Origin of the sequence: Salmonella sp. 32120201201600049SM, from assembly GCF_017572835.1 — a bacterium.
Taxonomy (GTDB): domain Bacteria; phylum Pseudomonadota; class Gammaproteobacteria; order Enterobacterales; family Enterobacteriaceae; genus Salmonella; species Salmonella enterica.
This window is the reverse complement of sequence record NZ_JAGESA010000009.1, coordinates 71,412-89,253: the sequence shown is the minus strand read 5'-3', so window position 1 is coordinate 89,253 and position 17,842 is coordinate 71,412. Positions and strand designations below refer to the sequence as shown.

15 protein-coding genes, 1 tRNA gene and 3 pseudogenes are annotated in these 17,842 nt (G+C 50.9%); 4 read left to right on the top strand and 15 right to left on the bottom strand.

Going from position 1 to position 17,842, the window contains the following annotated elements; genetic code table 11:
* Positions 1-55: 55 nt before the first annotated feature.
* The 3 genes and pseudogenes from J4650_RS17185 to J4650_RS17175 all read right to left on the bottom strand — a co-directional run.
* On the bottom strand, positions 56-1,294 hold the full coding sequence (locus tag J4650_RS17185; protein WP_077677835.1) for an MFS transporter: 1,239 nt from the start codon (positions 1,292-1,294) through the stop codon (positions 56-58).
* A 341-nt stretch (positions 1,295-1,635) separates the two neighbouring features.
* Positions 1,636-1,959 carry a DUF1889 family protein gene (locus J4650_RS17180; RefSeq protein WP_001573898.1) on the bottom strand — a complete coding sequence of 108 codons (324 nt, stop codon included), beginning with the start codon at positions 1,957-1,959 and terminating at the stop codon, positions 1,636-1,638.
* A 109-nt stretch (positions 1,960-2,068) separates the two neighbouring features.
* A pseudogene (locus tag J4650_RS17175) lies at positions 2,069-2,791 on the bottom strand (diol dehydratase reactivase subunit alpha); the annotation flags it as partial.
* Between the two features lies 1 nt (position 2,792).
* Here J4650_RS17175 and J4650_RS17170 point away from each other — a divergent pair.
* Positions 2,793-3,572 (top strand): annotated as a pseudogene (locus J4650_RS17170) (IS3-like element ISSty2 family transposase); the annotation flags it as partial.
* 35 nt (positions 3,573-3,607) lie between these two features.
* Here the strand turns inward: J4650_RS17170 and J4650_RS17165 are convergent.
* The 4 genes and pseudogenes from J4650_RS17165 to proB all read right to left on the bottom strand — a co-directional run.
* A pseudogene (locus J4650_RS17165) lies at positions 3,608-3,844 on the bottom strand (Arm DNA-binding domain-containing protein); the annotation flags it as partial.
* Between the two features lie 163 nt (positions 3,845-4,007).
* Positions 4,008-4,083 (bottom strand) — tRNA-Thr (locus J4650_RS17160).
* Between the two features lie 115 nt (positions 4,084-4,198).
* The gene (gene proA / locus J4650_RS17155; RefSeq protein WP_000893225.1) at positions 4,199-5,449 is read right to left on the bottom strand and encodes a glutamate-5-semialdehyde dehydrogenase; all 1,251 of its coding nucleotides are present in this window, start codon (positions 5,447-5,449) and stop codon (positions 4,199-4,201) included.
* An 11-nt stretch (positions 5,450-5,460) separates the two neighbouring features.
* Positions 5,461-6,564 carry a glutamate 5-kinase gene (gene proB / locus J4650_RS17150; RefSeq protein ID WP_001285275.1) on the bottom strand — a complete coding sequence of 368 codons (1,104 nt, stop codon included), beginning with the start codon at positions 6,562-6,564 and terminating at the stop codon, positions 5,461-5,463.
* Positions 6,565-6,846: 282 nt separating this feature from the next.
* Between proB and phoE the strand changes: the two genes are divergently transcribed.
* Positions 6,847-7,899 (top strand): phosphoporin PhoE, encoded by a 1,053-nt coding sequence (gene phoE, locus J4650_RS17145; RefSeq protein ID WP_001043673.1) that lies wholly within the window; start codon positions 6,847-6,849, stop codon positions 7,897-7,899.
* 50 nt (positions 7,900-7,949) lie between these two features.
* On the opposite strand, the gene crl is transcribed toward phoE, so the two are convergent.
* The 3 genes from crl to gpt all read right to left on the bottom strand — a co-directional run bounded on the left by crl (position 7,950) and on the right by gpt (position 10,200).
* Positions 7,950-8,351: a sigma factor-binding protein Crl gene (gene crl, locus J4650_RS17140; RefSeq protein WP_000174693.1), complete on the bottom strand. Its 402-nt coding sequence runs from the start codon at positions 8,349-8,351 to the stop codon at positions 7,950-7,952.
* A 57-nt stretch (positions 8,352-8,408) separates the two neighbouring features.
* The gene (gene frsA, locus J4650_RS17135) at positions 8,409-9,653 is read right to left on the bottom strand and encodes an esterase FrsA (protein ID WP_023200507.1); all 1,245 of its coding nucleotides are present in this window, start codon (positions 9,651-9,653) and stop codon (positions 8,409-8,411) included.
* Positions 9,654-9,741: 88 nt separating this feature from the next.
* Entirely contained in the window at positions 9,742-10,200 is a 459-nt protein-coding gene (gpt, locus tag J4650_RS17130) for a xanthine phosphoribosyltransferase (protein ID WP_001292018.1), read from the bottom strand.
* 248 nt (positions 10,201-10,448) lie between these two features.
* On the opposite strand from gpt, the gene pepD reads away from it, so the two are divergent.
* Complete coding sequence (gene pepD, locus J4650_RS17125) at positions 10,449-11,906, top strand: cytosol nonspecific dipeptidase (protein WP_001292977.1); 1,458 nt, start codon at positions 10,449-10,451, stop codon at positions 11,904-11,906.
* Between the two features lie 155 nt (positions 11,907-12,061).
* On the opposite strand, the gene prfH is transcribed toward pepD, so the two are convergent.
* From prfH to dinB, 3 genes are all read right to left on the bottom strand, one after another.
* Complete coding sequence (gene prfH / locus J4650_RS17120) at positions 12,062-12,676, bottom strand: peptide chain release factor H (RefSeq protein ID WP_000602086.1); 615 nt, start codon at positions 12,674-12,676, stop codon at positions 12,062-12,064.
* On the bottom strand, positions 12,673-13,812 hold the full coding sequence (locus J4650_RS17115; protein ID WP_000528902.1) for an RNA ligase RtcB family protein: 1,140 nt from the start codon (positions 13,810-13,812) through the stop codon (positions 12,673-12,675). The genes prfH and J4650_RS17115 overlap by 4 nt, the downstream gene beginning before the upstream one ends.
* A 218-nt stretch (positions 13,813-14,030) precedes the next feature.
* Complete coding sequence (dinB, locus tag J4650_RS17110; protein ID WP_001226204.1) at positions 14,031-15,086, bottom strand: DNA polymerase IV; 1,056 nt, start codon at positions 15,084-15,086, stop codon at positions 14,031-14,033.
* 249 nt (positions 15,087-15,335) lie between these two features.
* Between dinB and dpaA the strand changes: the two genes are divergently transcribed.
* Positions 15,336-16,076: a peptidoglycan meso-diaminopimelic acid protein amidase gene (gene dpaA, locus J4650_RS17105; RefSeq protein WP_001225658.1), complete on the top strand. Its 741-nt coding sequence runs from the start codon at positions 15,336-15,338 to the stop codon at positions 16,074-16,076.
* Here the strand turns inward: dpaA and J4650_RS17100 are convergent.
* Positions 16,047-16,814 (bottom strand): class II glutamine amidotransferase, encoded by a 768-nt coding sequence (locus tag J4650_RS17100; protein WP_000333387.1) that lies wholly within the window; start codon positions 16,812-16,814, stop codon positions 16,047-16,049. The two genes, dpaA and J4650_RS17100, sit on opposite strands and share 30 nt — an antisense overlap.
* Before the next feature lie 212 nt (positions 16,815-17,026).
* Complete coding sequence (gene lpcA, locus J4650_RS17095) at positions 17,027-17,605, bottom strand: D-sedoheptulose 7-phosphate isomerase (protein ID WP_000284051.1); 579 nt, start codon at positions 17,603-17,605, stop codon at positions 17,027-17,029.
* Between the last annotated feature and the right edge of the window lie 237 nt (positions 17,606-17,842).

Here is a 17,842-nt window from a genome sequence, read left to right as displayed (position 1 = left end):
TGAAAAAATGATGATTCCATTATGGAAAGTATAAAAACACACTTCGTGTCTATAATCAGAAACTCTCCTGAACTGACTGTTTTTTGATTTGCGGTTGTTTCTCATATTTTGCGAAAATAAACCGGCAGATAAATAATCCTATCCCCAGCATCATCAGACATGATGCCGCAATAGCATTCCATCCCTGCCAGGAGAAAAGATACCCGTTGAAATACCCCATTACTGCACCGCCAGCGTAGTAGCAAAGCAGATAAAACGATGTCGCCTGTCCTTTTGCGTTTGGACTCCGTGAACTGACCCAGGCTAATACGGTGGAATGAGCAGAGAAAAATGCGACTGACAGTAAAACGATACCTGAAATGAAAACCCACAGAGAAGGGGCGATTAGCGTGAGAAATGCACCGACCATCATACAGATGATCAGCATACTGAGCGCATTCATCGACCCAATATTCAACGCGACACGGGCAGCATATGGCGCAAGAAAAAAAGTTAATGAGAAGCTAACTGGAATCAAACCTATCCAGGTGTAGCTCAGCTCATAAGGCGGTCGATGCAGGTAAAACGCCAGAAAATTAAAGATGGACGTAAAAGAGCCGAAAAGAATAAATCCAATGACAAAACATAATGATACGCGGATATTCTTAAAATGTTCCAACCCGCCGTTCAACACTGCACCAAGCTGTAGTGAAGGTGTAGGAACAAACTGTCGGGATGTCGGGAGAAACAACTTCACCGCGAGTGCCATAGCAATCAGAACACCACCGAAGATAAAGAAAATCGTATCTATAGATACATGCTCCATCATCAAAGTTGCAAACACACGACCAGACATACTCCCTAGCGAATTGCCAAAAATAAAATATCCAGTAACAATCCCTGCCAAAGCAGGAGAGACTTCTTCACTGATATAGACTGTAACGGCCGCCGTAATACCACTTACTGCAATGCCGAGCAAAGCGCGGTATACCACCAGCATCGGCCATGATGATGCAGTTGCGCACAATAGAGTTAAAATACCTCCTGCCAGCAACGAATAAAAAATGATTGGCTTTCGCCCAAAACGGTCAGATAACGTGCCGCTAAATAACATGGCTAATGCCAGAAACCCCACCTCAGCAGACAAAATCATCCCTACCTGATTCAATGGGATATTATAAACCTCACTTAACTTTGGTAATAAAGCCTGGATTGAATATAAAGAAGCTAACTCTGCCAAACCCGCCAGAGGTAATATCATTAAAATAGGCAAGTACTTACCTATTGTCTCTTCAATATTATTTTTCATACACAATGTTCCGTAAAAGATCCTGATTGCCATCTGCCTGTTTGCCAACAAACATCCGTGTATACAATATTTATCTTTTACGTTTACAGAATTGACAGCGTTCACATTTTATTTTTCTTAATAGAGACAAAATGGAATCAAGTGTTTTATGAAATGTAGATCATCTAAGAATGACGCGGTAATGGCAACGTAGTAAGTTATGAACTATATATTTATTCAATAAATATATAGACATTAATTTGACGAAAAGAAATGAATCGGCAGTCCAAAATTGTCACTGGCAACCCCTTCTGGACGCCGCCATCCTTAGATGGAAACGTCCGTTAGCGTTTTATTCGATAGTCAGCTCACACGAGTTCTTTGAGCTGCTCCTGCATATAGGTCGAAAAATACTCTGGGTTTTTGATAAGGATGCGGTTACCGGAGGCGACTTTTTCTGCCCATCCGGCCACTTTTTTCGTGAACTCAGGATTCCATCCCTCCTGCTCACCCCGTGCCATCACAACTTCCGGACTCGCTGGCACACCTAAGTCATGCAAATACTTTAGAATTCCCTTAGCGGTGCTTTCATCCATTGAATGGGGCACTGACGCCGAAGTGTTCATACCACCAATAAAATCCAAGGCTTTTTCAATTGCTGTTGGCATGCTCTTATCCTTAAAATTAACCACGTGAGAGACACCTTGATACTATGTACCCAACTCCGCCGGGATATCAAAGAGAACATCGCCTTTCTTTGACTTACCCCGCAGCTAAACGCTTGCGCGGCTGTTTTCTGCACTATTTTTTGGCTTCTCCGGCTAAAACCAGCCCGGTCGCTACCGCATTGCGCGGGCCTTCAGTACCACGGATATTACCCTGCCCGGCGACAACGCCGTACTGCGCCAGCGCATCGGTGATCATCTGCGGAATTTCAAAATCCAGCGATGAGCCACCTACCAGCACCACAAAAGTGATATCGCGAATCGAGCCGCCAGGCGAGACCTGACGTAACGCGCGCAGACAGTTGGTCACAAAGACTTTCTCTTTGGCCTGACGGCGCACCAGACGAATCTTCTCCAGCGAGATCTGGTTATCGACTGGGATCAGCTCGCCGTCTTTCAAATACACCACTTTGGCAAATACTGACGGGCTGAGCGGTTCACGAAAAAACTCCACCGCGCCGTTCTCGTGGCGAATGCTGAACAGGCTCTCCACTTTGGCCAGCGGGTATTTTTTAATTTCCTCTGCCAAAAACAGATCGCTTAAGCCGAGCTCCGTTTGAATCAACAGGCTGACCATATTCCCCGCCCCGGCAAGGTGTACCGCCTTCACTACGCCATCGTTATTGATAATGGCGGCATCGGTGGATCCTGCGCCTAAATCGAGGATCGCCAGCGGAGCGTCGCATCCAGGCGTCGTTAACGCGCCAGCCACAGCCATGTTGGCTTCCACACCACCGACTTCAACTGGGGTATTTAACCGGGCGCTTAGCTCGCTGGCGATAGCCTGCATCTGTAAGCGGTACGTCTGGCATCAGCGTCGTCATCAGATAAACCGGCGTCAGCGGTTCCACCTTGTCTGTGATAACGTCTTCCGGGAAGCATTCAGTGACGCAAAACAACGCTATGGTGCGCCACGCCTGACGGATGAGCTTCGTGCTCAGGGTTACCAGTTCAACGTGAAAACCGTGGCGGCCAGCCTGCGTCGGCAGGGGCTGCGGGCGAAAGCCTCGCGCCGGTTCCGTCCGGTCAGTTACCGCAAACATGGTCTGCCAGTCTCAGAGAATCTGCTGAAGCAGGACTTTTACGCCAGCGGCCCGAATCAGAAGTGGGTGGGTGACATCACGTATCTTCGCACTGGTGAAGGCTGGCTTTATCTGGCCGTGGTTATCGATCTGTGGTCGCGGTCAGTCATTGGCTGGTCGATGTCCTCGCGGATGACAGCACAGCTTGCCTGCGATGCGTTACAGATGGCGCTGTGGCGGCGTAAATGTCCGGAAAATGTCATCGTGCATACAGACAGAGGCGGTCAGTACTGTTCAACGGATTACCAGAGCTTACTGAAACGCCATAATCTGCGGGGAAGTATGAGCGCCAGAGGTTGTTGTTACGACAATGCCTGTGCGGAAAGCTTCTTCCATACGCTGAGGGTGGAATGTATCCACGGAGAGGACTTTGTCAGCCGGGAAATAATGCGGACAGCAGTGTTTAATTATAGTGAGTGTGATTACAATCGGTGGCGTCGTCACAGTGCCTGTGGCGGTCTCAGTCCGGAACAATTTGAAAACCAGAACCTCGCTTAGGGTTGTGCCCATATTACGCGGGTAGGATCACAGCTCTTTCCTTCTGCCACAAGTTTTCGGGCATCATCACGACGAGAACTGACATCTGCAAGTGTGATCGTCGGATACACACCCGGCGAGATCATTTTTGGCTTACCGGCAAAACGATAACGGAACCGCCAGCTCTTGCTTCCATTAGGTTCAATTAGCAATGACAACCCTTGCCCATCTCCGAGTGTATAGGCTTTAGTTTCAGGCTTAGCGCGGCGAATCTGCATATCGTTTAAAGGCATGTGGATAGGAATCCAAGACCGAACAGGAACATATACACAATCCTATACACATTCAGTGTCGGATTCTACTGGATGGTTACGGACGGTGATGGACAAAAAAGCAATAAAGTCGTTATAAATCAGTGTATTTATGGATGAATACGGACGTTTGAGGAACTTGAGATGGTGCCGATAATAGGAGTCGAACCTACGACCTTCGCATTACGAATGCGCTGCTCTACCAACTGAGCTATATCGGCCCTGAGAAGGGTGTGTTCACGCGGGTGAATCACGGGGTAGAAGGTTAAAACTAACCGGGCGGTGCGTCAATAGCCTTGCTACTCAACCGGCTATTTTTGCACCGCTCGTCATTAATTACGCACGAATCGTACCATCGCCAAAGCCTATCCACTTATAGGTGGTAAGCGCTTCAAGCCCCATCGGACCGCGGGCATGTAATTTCTGCGTGCTGACCGCCACTTCTGCGCCAAGCCCAAACTGCCCGCCGTCGGTAAAACGGGTAGAGGCGTTGACATAAACCGCAGCGGAATCCACTTCGTTCACGAAACGCGCAGCATTATGCATATCACACGTCAAAATCGCATCGGAGTGCTGAGTACCATGTTCGCGAATGTGGGCGATAGCGCCATCCATATTTTCGACCACCACAACGTTCAGATCCAGAGACAGAAACTCGTTATCCAGCTCTTCCGGTTTCAGCGGCACCAGTTTGGCAGGGCCATGCAGTACCTGCATGACGGTTTCATCCCCATGCAACGTCACGCCGCTCTCCGCCATCTGCTTGCTCAGCGCAGGCAAAAAGCGTTCTGCGATGTCCTGATGCACCAGCAAGGTTTCCACCGTGTTACAGGTGCTCGGGCGCTGGGTTTTAGCGTTGACGATAATCTTCAGCGCCGGGGCGATGTCTGCGCTGCTATCGACAAAAATATGGCACACGCCAATCCCGCCGGTAATCACCGGAATGGTGGATTGCTCGCGGCACAGTTTATGCAAGCCTGCGCCGCCGCGCGGGATCAGCATATCGATGTACTTATCCATACGCAGCATTTCATTGACCAGCGAACGATCCGGATTATCAATCGCCTGAACCGCCGCTTCCGGTAAACCGCAAGCTTTCAGCGCCTTCTGAATGACACGAACGGTTGCGGCATTCGTGCGATGCGTCTCTTTCCCACCGCGTAGAATCACCGCATTACCGGTTTTCAGACACAAAGAAGCCACATCAACGGTAACATTCGGACGCGCCTCATAGATAACGCCAACCACGCCCAACGGCACGCGGCGGCGCTCCAGACGTAGCCCGCTGTCCAGCAGACCGCCGTCGATCACCTGCCCGACCGGGTCGGCGAGATTACAGACCTGGCGCACATCGTCAGCAATCGCTTTCAGACGCGCAGGGGTCAGCGCCAGGCGGTCCAGCATCGCTTCGCTCAGGCCGTTGGCCCGCGCCTGCTCAACATCTTGTACGTTCGCGCTGAGGATACTTTCCATTTGCGCTTCCAGTTCATCGGCTATTTTTTCCAGCACGCGATTTTTTTCGCCGCTGGAGAGCAGCGCCAGCTTATACGACGCCGCTTTAGCAGCAATGCCCATTTGTTCCAGCATATGCCTGTTCCTTATCGAGTAATCATGTCATCACGATGAACAGCGACCGGGCCATATTCATAGCCCAGAATCGCATCGATTTGTTGAGAGTGGTGACCGGCTATCCGCCGCAGAGCATCACTGTTATAACGGCTGACGCCATGAGCAATATCACGCCCTTGCAGGTTACAAATTCTGATGACCTCCCCCCGCGAGAAATTGCCCGTCACGCTTTTGATGCCTTTTGGCAGAAGTGAACTGCCACGTTCCAGCATTGCCGCGGTCGCGCCTTCATCAACCGTAATTTCACCTGCCGGCGGCGCGCCGAAGATCCAACGTTTGCGGTTTTCCAGCGGCGAGGCTTGCGCATGAAAACGGGTGCCGACGGAAATCCCCTCCATCACATCGCCGATCACGCCCGGTTTACTGCCTGAGGCAATAATCGTATCAATACCCGCGCGACAGGCTACGTCTGCCGCCTGAAGCTTAGTGCTCATACCACCGGTTCCCAGCCCGGAAACGCTGTCTCCCGCGATAGAGCGCAGCGCATCGTCAACGCCATACACATCTTTGATAAGCTCCGCCTGCGGATTGCTACGCGGATCGGCGGTAAATAATCCTTGCTGATCGGTCAGCAGCAGCAGTTTATCCGCGCCTGCCAGGATAGCCGCCAGCGCGGAGAGGTTATCGTTATCGCCCACTTTAATTTCCGCTGTCGCAACGGCATCATTTTCATTGATAACCGGCACAATATGGTTATCCAGTAATGCACGTAGCGTATCGCGGGCGTTCAGAAAGCGCTCTCTGTCTTCCATATCCGCACGCGTCAACAGCATCTGCCCGATATGGATACCGTAAATTGAAAACAACTGCTCCCACAGTTGAATCAGGCGGCTTTGCCCTACCGCCGCCAGAAGCTGTTTAGAGGCGATCGTTGCCGGCAGTTCCGGGTAGCCGAGATGTTCACGTCCGGCGGCAATCGCGCCAGAGGTAACAATAACAATACGATGTCCCGCGGCGTGTAGCTGCGCGCACTGGCGGACAAGTTCTACGATATGGGCACGGTTCAGGCGGCGCGATCCGCCTGTTAGCACGCTGGTGCCGAGTTTTACGACCAGCGTCTGGCTGTCACTCATGATTCTCTGCCGTTCAAAATAAGAAATAAAGACCAAATGAACGTTTTAGCAGGACTGGCTCCGGTTGCCAACAACCTGTACGCATAGCGTGAAATTTTGTTGCGCAGGATCAGCAAGCGTAGCGGCGGAATTTGACCATTTTATTACCGCAACAATTAAACATATTTTTTTAAAAAAATTCTCACTTTGTCATAAATCTTTCATTACCGAACGTTAAAAACCTTCCTGTTTTTTACCGGGTCTCCCGACAAATCATAGCGCGTAATTAAAACAGGAATGGAAATGAATAAGAGCACTCTGGCAATAGTGGTGAGTATCATCGCATCAGCATCTGTTCACGCCGCCGAGGTTTACAATAAAAACGGTAATAAGCTTGATGTGTATGGAAAAGTTAAAGCCATGCACTATATGAGCGATTATGACAGCAAAGATGGCGATCAAAGCTACGTTCGTTTTGGTTTTAAAGGCGAAACGCAAATTAACGATCAATTGACCGGCTACGGGCGCTGGGAAGCTGAGTTTGCCGGTAATAAAGCCGAAAGTGATTCGTCCCAGCAAAAAACCCGCCTGGCCTTTGCTGGCCTGAAATTAAAAGATATCGGTTCTTTTGACTATGGACGTAACCTGGGCGCGCTGTACGATGTTGAGGCCTGGACGGATATGTTTCCCGAATTCGGCGGCGACTCTTCCGCCCAGACCGATAATTTTATGACTAAACGCGCCAGCGGGCTGGCGACTTACCGCAATACCGATTTCTTCGGCATCGTTGATGGACTGGATCTTACCTTACAGTATCAGGGGAAAAACGAAAATCGCGATGTGAAAAAGCAAAACGGCGACGGCTTCGGCACATCCGTGAGCTATGATTTCGGCGGCAGCGATTTTGCCGTCAGCGGCGCTTATACTCTCTCCGATCGCACCAGGGAGCAAAATCTGCAGCGCCGCGGTACGGGCGATAAAGCCGAAGCCTGGGCTACGGGTGTAAAGTATGACGCGAATGATATTTATATTGCGACCTTCTATTCAGAAACCCGCAACATGACGCCAGTTTCCGGCGGATTTGCCAATAAAACCCAAAACTTCGAAGCAGTTATCCAGTATCAGTTTGATTTTGGTCTGCGTCCGTCATTAGGCTATGTGCTGTCAAAAGGCAAAGATATTGAGGGCGTCGGCAGTGAGGATTTGGTGAATTACATTGACGTTGGCGCAACCTATTACTTCAACAAAAATATGTCCGCGTTTGTAGATTACAAAATCAATCAGCTTAATAGCGATAACACGTTAGGCATTAATGACGATGATATTGTGGCAATAGGGTTGACCTACCAGTTCTGATAAGTCGCATTGTGCCTGATGGCGCTACGCCATCAGGCATGACAGCAGGGTTATGCCGACAGTTTTACCGGCTCGTCGTTGAAATCGTCAGACGGCTCCAGCGCCAGCTCCATAGAAATCAGCAGGTCGCGTAGCTTTTCATGAAACTCGCGTAGCGTGTATTCCAGTCGCTCCACCACTTCGGTTTCGTTAATCGGCACTGCGGTCCAGTTGCCCTCTTTATCAAACAAACCAAACTGATAACGATAAGTGAAGCGTTTCTCTTGTGCTTCCAGCTCCATCCACCAGCCCCAAAATTCACGCTTCTCTGGCGCGGGCTTCACGTTGACGCAAACTGCCAGGCAATCGAAAAAAAAACGATTGTCTTCGCACTGCCCTTCCCGGATATAGGGGCCAAGCGCGGTAAATTTCTTGATCAATCTACTTTTCGGGTGTCCACTCGGTAACGTCATTGCGATCTCCTTTAATGAAGCAACTGTTTTACCAAATCAATAGAATTTATCAATCTATTAACACAATCTATGATTAATCCAGTCGGTAATTTCTTGCAGCGCGTGGTCAAAATTACGGTACACCGGGTTAAAAGGGATCTCTATCAGCTTACCGTCTGAAGATGATGTTGTAATTAAGCGAGACTCTTCTTCCGGGCTGAAAGGATCGTTTTTCCAGAAGCCGGAAAGCATTGGCGTAGGACAACGTCTGCCCAGTAGCCCCTGTACTTTCAACGAATAGCGATTGAGCTCCACACGCAGCGCCTCATCCGAAGCATCATGCATACCCAGACGGCTGGCCAGCACATCCAGATACATCTCCGGCACCGTGCTCTGTCGTTGCGGATCGCTAAGTAGCGCATGGACCACCGGCCCCAGGCAAGCCACCGCTTTCAAACGCGGCGCTTCCAGATAGGCCAGACGCACCGCAACGTTGGCGCCAAAACGGAAACCAAACGCCGCAACACGGGTATGATCCACCCAGGGGACATTAGGAAGCGCTTTTAACACATGCTGGTGGAGCAAGCTGGAATCCTGGGTTAATTTCCACTTTGATGAAAATCCAACCGAAGGCATATCAAGCGTTAACATCGCGATACCGCGCGGCGCGAAATAGCGTTCATACAGGGTGTAATAGTCGGTTTGCATGGCGTCCAGGCCGCCGCACATGAGCACCGTCGGAAACGGGCCATCCCCTTTCGGCATATGTAAAAACGCGGTGACAGGCGAACCGCCAGGAACGGCAAATTCCATTTCACGTAACGAGCCTGGCAACCGCTGCGCGGCCTCTTCATAGGCGCGATTCGCCAGCGCCTGCGCCTGCTCCGCCAGCTCATCGCCCTTCAAATGCGGGTAGGCGGCAATGTTATAGAGCGTTGAGGCATGAAGCCAGTAGCGTCCGCTGCGCATGGCGTCCTGTTCCTGACAGGCTTTCTGCTGCCAGTCCATCGCCTGCTTTGCCCACTCATAAATCCAGTTGCCGCCGCGGTAACCGATGACCGTATCGTATAAATCATCATCCGTTCGCTCTGCGTCGCTCATCACAATACGCGCCTGCACATCAAGGATTTCTCGTGGGTCAATGCCGCGCCAAATCCACATCAGGCGGTTTATCATGCGATACCAGTGCGGGACGTTCTTACCGTCCAGCGCGGATTGCATGGGCGGCTGCGACCCACGATTGAACCGACGGACAAGGGTAGACGTTTCAGTATGTTTAAAGCGGGGTTTGAACAGGGTTTCGCTGAGGTTAGCCTGTGTCATTCGTGCAGCCTCCTTGGATACTCATAGAGGCTTATTGTAACCAATAAAACAGCGCCCGGCATTGCCGGGCGCTCTGAAAAGCTGCTGATTAACGACCTGAAATCGGCGGTACAAATACCACACCCATATCCCAGGGCTGTTCAATCCAGGTGTTCTGAGGAATATCAATAACATAATCATCAACCAGCGGACGGCCCGCCGGTTTAGCGAAAATCGTGACGAAATGCGCTTTAGGGTACATTTCGCGAATCGCGACGGCGGTGCCGCCGGTATCGACCAGATCGTCGATGACGATAAAGCCTTCGCCGTCGCCTTCTGCACGTTTCAGCACTTTCAGTTCGCGCTGGTTATCGTGATCGTAGCTGGAGATGCATACGGTATCGACATGACGAATGCCCAATTCACGCGCCAGTAGTGCGCCCGGTACAAGGCCGCCACGACTTACGGCAATAATGCCTTTCCATTGTTCTGAAGGCATGAGGCGGCTCGCCAGTTTGCGTGCGTGAATCTGCAACATGTCCCAGGTGACGACGTATTTTTCGCTCATGTGAAGTGTCCCAGCCTGTTTATCTACGGCTTAAAAAGTGTTCGAGGGGGAAATAGTTGCGCGAGATTATAGAGACCTGACGCGCTAAAAACCAGTGTTTAGCGGAATCCACGCCTCTTTTTGTATGCTTTATACTACCCGCAGGCGGAGAAAGTGGTATTCTCAGTCGCATCTCGTAAGAGTTATCAATTCCGCTAACCCTGTGGCCTGTAAGAACGTTTTTCAGACCACCGCCAAGGAGACTTATCGTGTCTGAACTGTCTCAGTTATCACCACAACCTTTGTGGGATATTTTTGCCAAAATCTGTTCTATTCCTCACCCGTCCTATCACGAAGAGCAACTCGCGGAACATATTGTGAGTTGGGCCAAAGAGAAAGGCCTTTACGTGGATCGCGACCAGGTCGGTAATATTCTGATCCGTAAGCCCGCCACTGCAGGTATGGAAAATCGCAAGCCGGTCGTTTTACAGGCGCATCTGGATATGGTGCCGCAAAAAAATAGCGACACCGTTCACGACTTCACTACAGATCCTATCCAGCCTTATATTGATGGCGAATGGGTTAAAGCGCGCGGTACTACGCTCGGCGCCGACAATGGTATTGGAATGGCTTCTGCGTTAGCGGTACTGGCTGACGATAATGTCGTCCACGGCCCGCTGGAAGTGCTGCTGACCATGACCGAAGAAGCGGGCATGGATGGCGCGTTCGGCCTCCAGTCCGGCTGGTTGCAGGCCGATATCCTGATCAACACTGACTCTGAAGAAGAAGGTGAGATCTATATGGGCTGCGCAGGCGGTATTGATTTTACCTCTAATCTGCCGTTGACCCGTGAAGCTGTACCCGCAGGATTTGCGTGCTTTAAGCTAACCCTGAAAGGCCTGAAAGGCGGCCACTCCGGTGGTGAAATTCACCTCGGCCTTGGCAATGCTAACAAATTGCTGGCGCGTTTTCTGGCCGGGCACGCAGAAGAACTGGATCTGCGTCTGATCGATTTCAACGGCGGCACGCTGCGTAACGCGATTCCGCGCGAAGCGTTCGCTACCCTCGCCGTTGCCGCAGACAACGTAGGCGCTCTGAAAACGTTAGTGAACGCTTACCAGGATATTCTGAAAAACGAACTGGCGGAAAAAGAGAAAAACCTGACGCTGCAACTCAATGAGGTTGCCAGTGATAAAGCCGCATTGACCGCGCCGTCACGCGATACCTTTGTGCGCCTGCTGAACGCAACGCCGAACGGCGTGATCCGCAATTCAGACGTGGCGAAAGGCGTAGTGGAAACATCGCTGAACGTTGGCGTGGTCACAATGTCTGATGCGAATGTCGAAATTCACTGCCTGATTCGCTCTCTTATCGACAGCGGTAAAGATTATGTGGTGAGTATGCTGGATTCGCTGGGCAAGCTGGCTGGCGCGAAAACCGAAGCAAAAGGCAGCTATCCTGGCTGGCAGCCCGATGCGAACTCGCCGGTGATGCACCTGGTGCGGGAAACCTATCAGCGTCTGTTCAACAAGACACCGAACATCCAGATTATCCACGCCGGCCTGGAATGCGGTCTGTTTAAGAAACCCTATCCGGATATGGACATGGTTTCTATTGGGCCTACCATTACCGGACCTCACTCTCCGGATGAGCAGGTACATATCGAAAGCGTCGGCCACTACTGGACTCTGCTGACCGAATTGCTGAAAGCGATTCCTGCGAAGTAAGAAAGCGCTAAAATGCCCGTCCCATTTCTGGTACGGGCTATCAATATGGAATATCGGGTATCCATTGCCAGATAAGCTCTCCTGGATGCGCTGAATAGCGCTGCGGCTACACGCGAATAGCCGGACAGCCCTATAACAGCGCTGGTAGCACCGAATTATTGTGGCGTAAACGCCATTCCTTTAAATATCCGTAGCGGATTGCCGCGCTCAATCTGATGATGGAACAGACGCCTTTCAGACTTCAACGCCGCACACTCATTTTGCCGTTGCTGTTCCAGCCGCCAGGCAATCAGCAGCCGGGCCAGACGCTTATTCGCATGTTGACTGCGCTCCGACTGAACCTTCACGCTAATCCCGCTCGCCAGGTGCGTGGCCCGCACTGCCGAGTCGGTTTTATTAACGTGCTGCCCACCCGGGCCGGAAGAGCGCAGAGTCTCGAAACGAATCTCATCAGACTGTATGTGTTCGTCGGCGGAAAAGCGCCCAATGCCGACGTACCAGTTTTTTCGCCCATGGTGCGGGCGATACGGGCTGGTACAAATCCACAGTAACGTGCCGCACCAACGTTCACTGAAAGCCATGGCTTTTTCGCCGTCCAGCGAGACCAGCGCGGAACGCAGCGTGTCTGGTAATCGTCCCGGCTCTGTTTCAAGCCGTGTCAGCGATACCTTTTCTCTGGCGGCTTCTTTCGTCAGACAATCCAGCGCTTTTTTTACCGCCAGACAACACTCGTCCGGTCCCTGTGCGGAAGAAAGTTGCAGTAAGATCATGCGCTTTTCTCCCCTGAGGTTTTCAGCGTCAGCACCGGACGCAGGCAGGCAACCGGCGTAATCAGTCCGGCGTCTGCCAGACAATCCACAACGCTATCGATGGATTTATACGCCTGCGGCGCTTCTTCATAAATGAGCTGGCGATCGCGGCAAATCACCCGGCTACCCATCCCGGTACGGCAGAGCTGTCGCGGGGTAAATTTTGCCGATAACCGGTCTTTACACTCGGTACGCATCCATTTGCGCCCCGCGCCGTGCGCCAGGGAGAAGAGGCTCTCCTCGCTGACGACGGGTTTCACCAGCCAGCTATAATCGCCGCGCGAGCCGGGGATAATCACCAGTCCCTGCCCATCTGGCGTAGCGCCTTTACGGTGCAGCCACCCCGCCTCACCCGCGACAGTACAGGGTTCAACGAAGTTATGCGCCACATCCAGCCGCGGTTCGCCCTCAGCCCTGAGCTGTTGCAGTATCCGGCGGGCAATCAGCGCGCGATTACTGCGGGCAAATGCCAGCGCATCGTCATGTTCTGCAAGGTAGCGGCGCGCATCGTCGCTATCTTCCGGCAAACCGTTATGCGAAAACGCCTCCACATGACGACGCAGGATAGCTTGCCCCAGACCGCGTGAACCACTGTGTACCAACAGTAATAACTGCGCTTTTTGCAACCCCGACAAAGCGAACGAATCAGCATCGACGATGCGATCGACCTGTTGCAGCTCGGCAAAATGATTGCCGCCGCCAATGGAACCCAGCGCAGAGCGCCACGAATGATGCTGCATTGCGACGGGGACATTCTCCTCCAGCCACTGCGCGTCCGCCACGTCAGTCAGCGACGCCAGTCGCTTCTCCAGTTTATCGGCGTTATATTTACGCCCTAAAATATCCGTTTGCCATAACGCCATGCCGCAGCCGATATCGTTGCCGACCAGCGCCGGATAAAAACGTCCACGCGAGAAAAAGGCTGCGCCAATAGGGTAGCCGCGCCCCGGATGCAGATCTGGCATCCCGATAACGCGTTTCATACCGGTTAACTTAGCCGTCGTATATAATTGTTGGATCGCGGAATCTTCGATCCACAGGTTATCCGATGCGATAGAAAATACCACATCTGATAAAGGACGAATATAATTGCCCATATACCATTCCATATATGAATTAAAAAATCAGGAAATGGCAGACTAATCCAGAGCAATAAAAGAAAATTAATCCTGGAAAGGTCTGCAAAGTGCGTTCAGAGAATAAAGTGTCATGATGAACCTCCTTTGCAGTTATTGAGAATGAGAAAGCGCGGGCATAGTAATACTGAAATTTAGATGGCGCAATCGTAATAGTGATAAAATCTTAATAGCCTGACTTATAACCCTAACACCAACTGTCGTTCCAACTGAGGGTCGAGCAGCGTTACGTGTAGCCCCACCAGCCGTACGCCGCGCTCGCCGCGACGCTCGTCCCAGGTTTTACGGGCGGTGGTAATTAAGTCTTCTTTATTTAATTGCGGCCAGACATGTTCCTGAGTGGTTTGCTGAAAATCATTAAATTTTAATTTAACGCCCTGGCGGGCAATCAGTAAATCGGGCTTTACTATAGCCAGACGACGCTCCAGTTCCGGATATAAATGTTCAATAATGGCCTCGCAGTCCGACCACTCATGAATATCCTCCGCCAGAGTACGCTCAACGCCTACCGATTTACGCAGCCTTTCGCTGTTAACATCACGCTCGTCAATACCCTGACTACGCTCCCATAATACCCGGCCAAATTTACCAAAGCGTTTGAGAAGCATCGCCAGATCGCACTGTTGAATATCCCCGCAGGTTCTTAACCCCATATTTTCCAGTTTGGCGGCGGAAACTTTCCCCACGCCTGGAATTTTGGCTAACGGCAACGTTTTAAGAAAGCCGGGTACATCGGCTGGCGTAATAACATATTGTCCGTTCGGTTTATTGAGATCGGAGGCGATCTTCGCCAGAAATTTCACTGGCGCAACGCCGGCGGAGGCGGTGAGTTGCAGTTCATTGAAAATAGTCTGACGAATCTCCCTGGCGATCAGCGTCGCCGAACCATAACAGTGCGGGCTGTCAGTCACATCCAGCCAGGCTTCATCCAGCGAGAGCGGTTCAATCAGTGAAGTGTAGCGGGAAAAGATGTCACGTACATGCCGCGAAGCCTCTTTATAGGCGTCAAAGCGGCCAGGCAATAAGGTGAGATGGGGGCACAGTTTTAGCGCCATGGCGGTCGGCATCGCGCTACGTACGCCAAACTGGCGCGCAGGATAGTTGGCGGTACTGATAACGCCTCTACGCTCACGACTCCCGCCAATGGCAATGGGAATATCGCGTAACGCCGGATTATCACGCATCTCTACCGCGGCAAAAAAACAGTCCATATCAACATGTATGATTTTGCGCATCGCTCGCCCCCACAATACTGTTTAAGTGTACAGTATGTTTTATTGCGCGCAAAGAGACATTCGCGTTAAAAATGCGACATATTCGAAGGTATGACGACGAAAGCGGCGGGAAAATTGTAAACGTACACACGGGGACTTGCGAAAAACTGCCGTGGTGCTAATGTGAGCGCTCCAAATCCAGATTACTCCGATTTGGGGACTCTTTTGCCGTTCTGGCGTGTGTAACCGTTTTATCAAGGAACAAGCAGTATGCGTAAAATCGCATTTTTTCTTGCGATGCTTCTGATGCCGTGCGTCTCATTTGCCGGTTTGCTGAGCAGCAGCAGCCCCGTCACGCCGGTCAGTAAAGAGTATAAGCAGCAGTTAATGGGCTCACCGGTCTATATTCAGATTTTTAAAGAAGAGCGCACTCTTGATCTCTACGTCAAAATGGGTGAGCAATACCAGTTGCTTGATAGCTACAAAATTTGCAACTATTCCGGTGGGTTAGGCCCGAAACGCCGTCAGGGCGATTTTAAAAGTCCGGAAGGGTTTTACAGCGTTCAGCGCAATCAACTCAAGCCAGACAGCCGTTTTTATAAGGCCATCAACATTGGTTTTCCCAATGCCTACGATCGCGCGCATGGCTATGATGGTAAATATCTGATGATTCACGGCGCCTGTGTTTCCGTCGGCTGCTATGCCATGACCGACAGCGGCATTGATGAGATTTTCCAGTTTGTCACCGCCGCGCTGGTCTTTGGTCAGCCGAGCGTGCAGGTGAGTATTTATCCGTTCCGGATGACCGACGCCAATATGCAGCGTCATAAATATTCATATTACAAAGATTTCTGGGCGCAGCTAAAACCCGGCTACGATTATTTTGAACAGACGCATAAGCCGCCAACTGTTTCTATCGTTGATGGGCGTTACGTCGTGAGCAAACCGTTGAGTCACGAAGTCGTTCAGCCACAGCTGGCCTCAAATTATACGCTCTCCGAGGCAAAATAATGCCCATTCGCCTGGCATAATCTTTTGCCAGGTTTCATTCCCCGTTAGCGGCTGGGTAGCAATCACGGTAACCACGTCATTTGGCGTGGTCTGTGAACTGAAATCAATTTCCATATCCTGATCCACCAGCGTGGCTACGCCAAACGGCGCCCGGCGAGTGATCCAGTGCAAATGGGTTGAGCAAAACGCCATCACATATCGCCCATCTGACAGCAGCATGTTAAAAACGCCTTTTTCACGTAATACCGTCGCCAGTGTCGCAATATATTTAAATACCGCCGTCATATTGCCCGGCGTGCGGGGATAACGCTGCGTTAATTTATGCAATAGCCAGCAAAACGCTTTTTCGCTGTCGGTTTCCCCCACCGGACGAAAATTACCGGTTTCCAGCGACTTATAACCGTTGAGCTGACCGTTATGAGCATAAGTCCAGTTGCGTCCCCATAATTCCCGGGTAAAAGGGTGCGTATTTTCCAGCGCCACTTCACCGCGATTAGCCTGACGGATATGGGCGATAACCGAGCAGGACTTGATCGGGTAATTCTGTACCAGTTTCGCAATCGGCGAATGGTAGCTCGGTTGCGGATCTTTAAACGTGCGACAGCCCTTTCCTTCGTAAAAGGTAATTCCCCAGCCGTCTTTATGCGGCCCGGTTCCGCCGCCACGCTGCACCAGTCCGGTGAAGCTAAAGCAGATATCCGTCGGCACATTGGCGCTCATCCCAAGCAGTTCGCACATACATCACCTCCACAAACGCCTTAAGCGGGAAGGCGTAATTTTTACAGCCAATCAAATCTCAAAATATCAAAGAAAACAATATGCTATACCCTAAATAATTCGAGTTGCAGGAAGGCGGTAAGGGAGGAAATCCCCAGGAACATAGATAACTATGTGACTGGGGTTTCTGAGCGCAACCAACGCACCTGCAGCTTGAAGTATGACGGGTATAGTTATTTAACCATCTCTTTTTCGATCAGTTGAATCAGGATATGAATTACTTTGATATGAATTTCCTGAATACGATCGGCATAACCGAAGTGCGGTACGCGAATTTCAATATCCGCCGTTCCCGCCATTTTGCCGCCGTCTTTGCCGGTCAACGTAATCACTTTCATGCCTTTTTCACGGGCCGCGGCAATCGCTTTAATCACGTTACCAGAGTTACCCGACGTCGAGATCCCTAACAGGACATCGCCTTCGCGCCCTACCGCCTCAACGTAACGAGAGAAAATATAGTCATAGCCAAAATCATTACTGACGCAGGATATATGGCTAACATCAGAAATCGCAATTGCCGGGTAGCCCGGACGATTTTCACGATAACGACCTGTCAGCTCTTCAGCAAAGTGCATCGCATCGCAATGGGAGCCGCCGTTACCGCAGGAAAGTACCTTACCACCCGCTTTAAAACTGTCAGCCAACAGGACCGCCGCGCGCTGAATGGCGTGAATATTGGCGTCATCTTTTAAAAAATTAGCCAGCGTTTCCGCCGCTTCGTTCAGTTCGTTACGAATAAGATCCTGGTACATGAGGATATCCTTCAGCATGAATGTAAATGACAGTATGCAGTGTACCGGATAGCAGTACAGGCGAGAAGCATAAGCCGAATTAACGCCTCACGCTTTTGATTTTTCGTGCCCCCAAAAACGGCAACAATGTGAGCTTTGTTGTAATTATTTTGTAAACACATTGCTAAAAGATTTTACATCCACTACAACCTAATCATCACAAGTGGTCAGACCTCCTACAAGCAAGGGAGCTTTTCG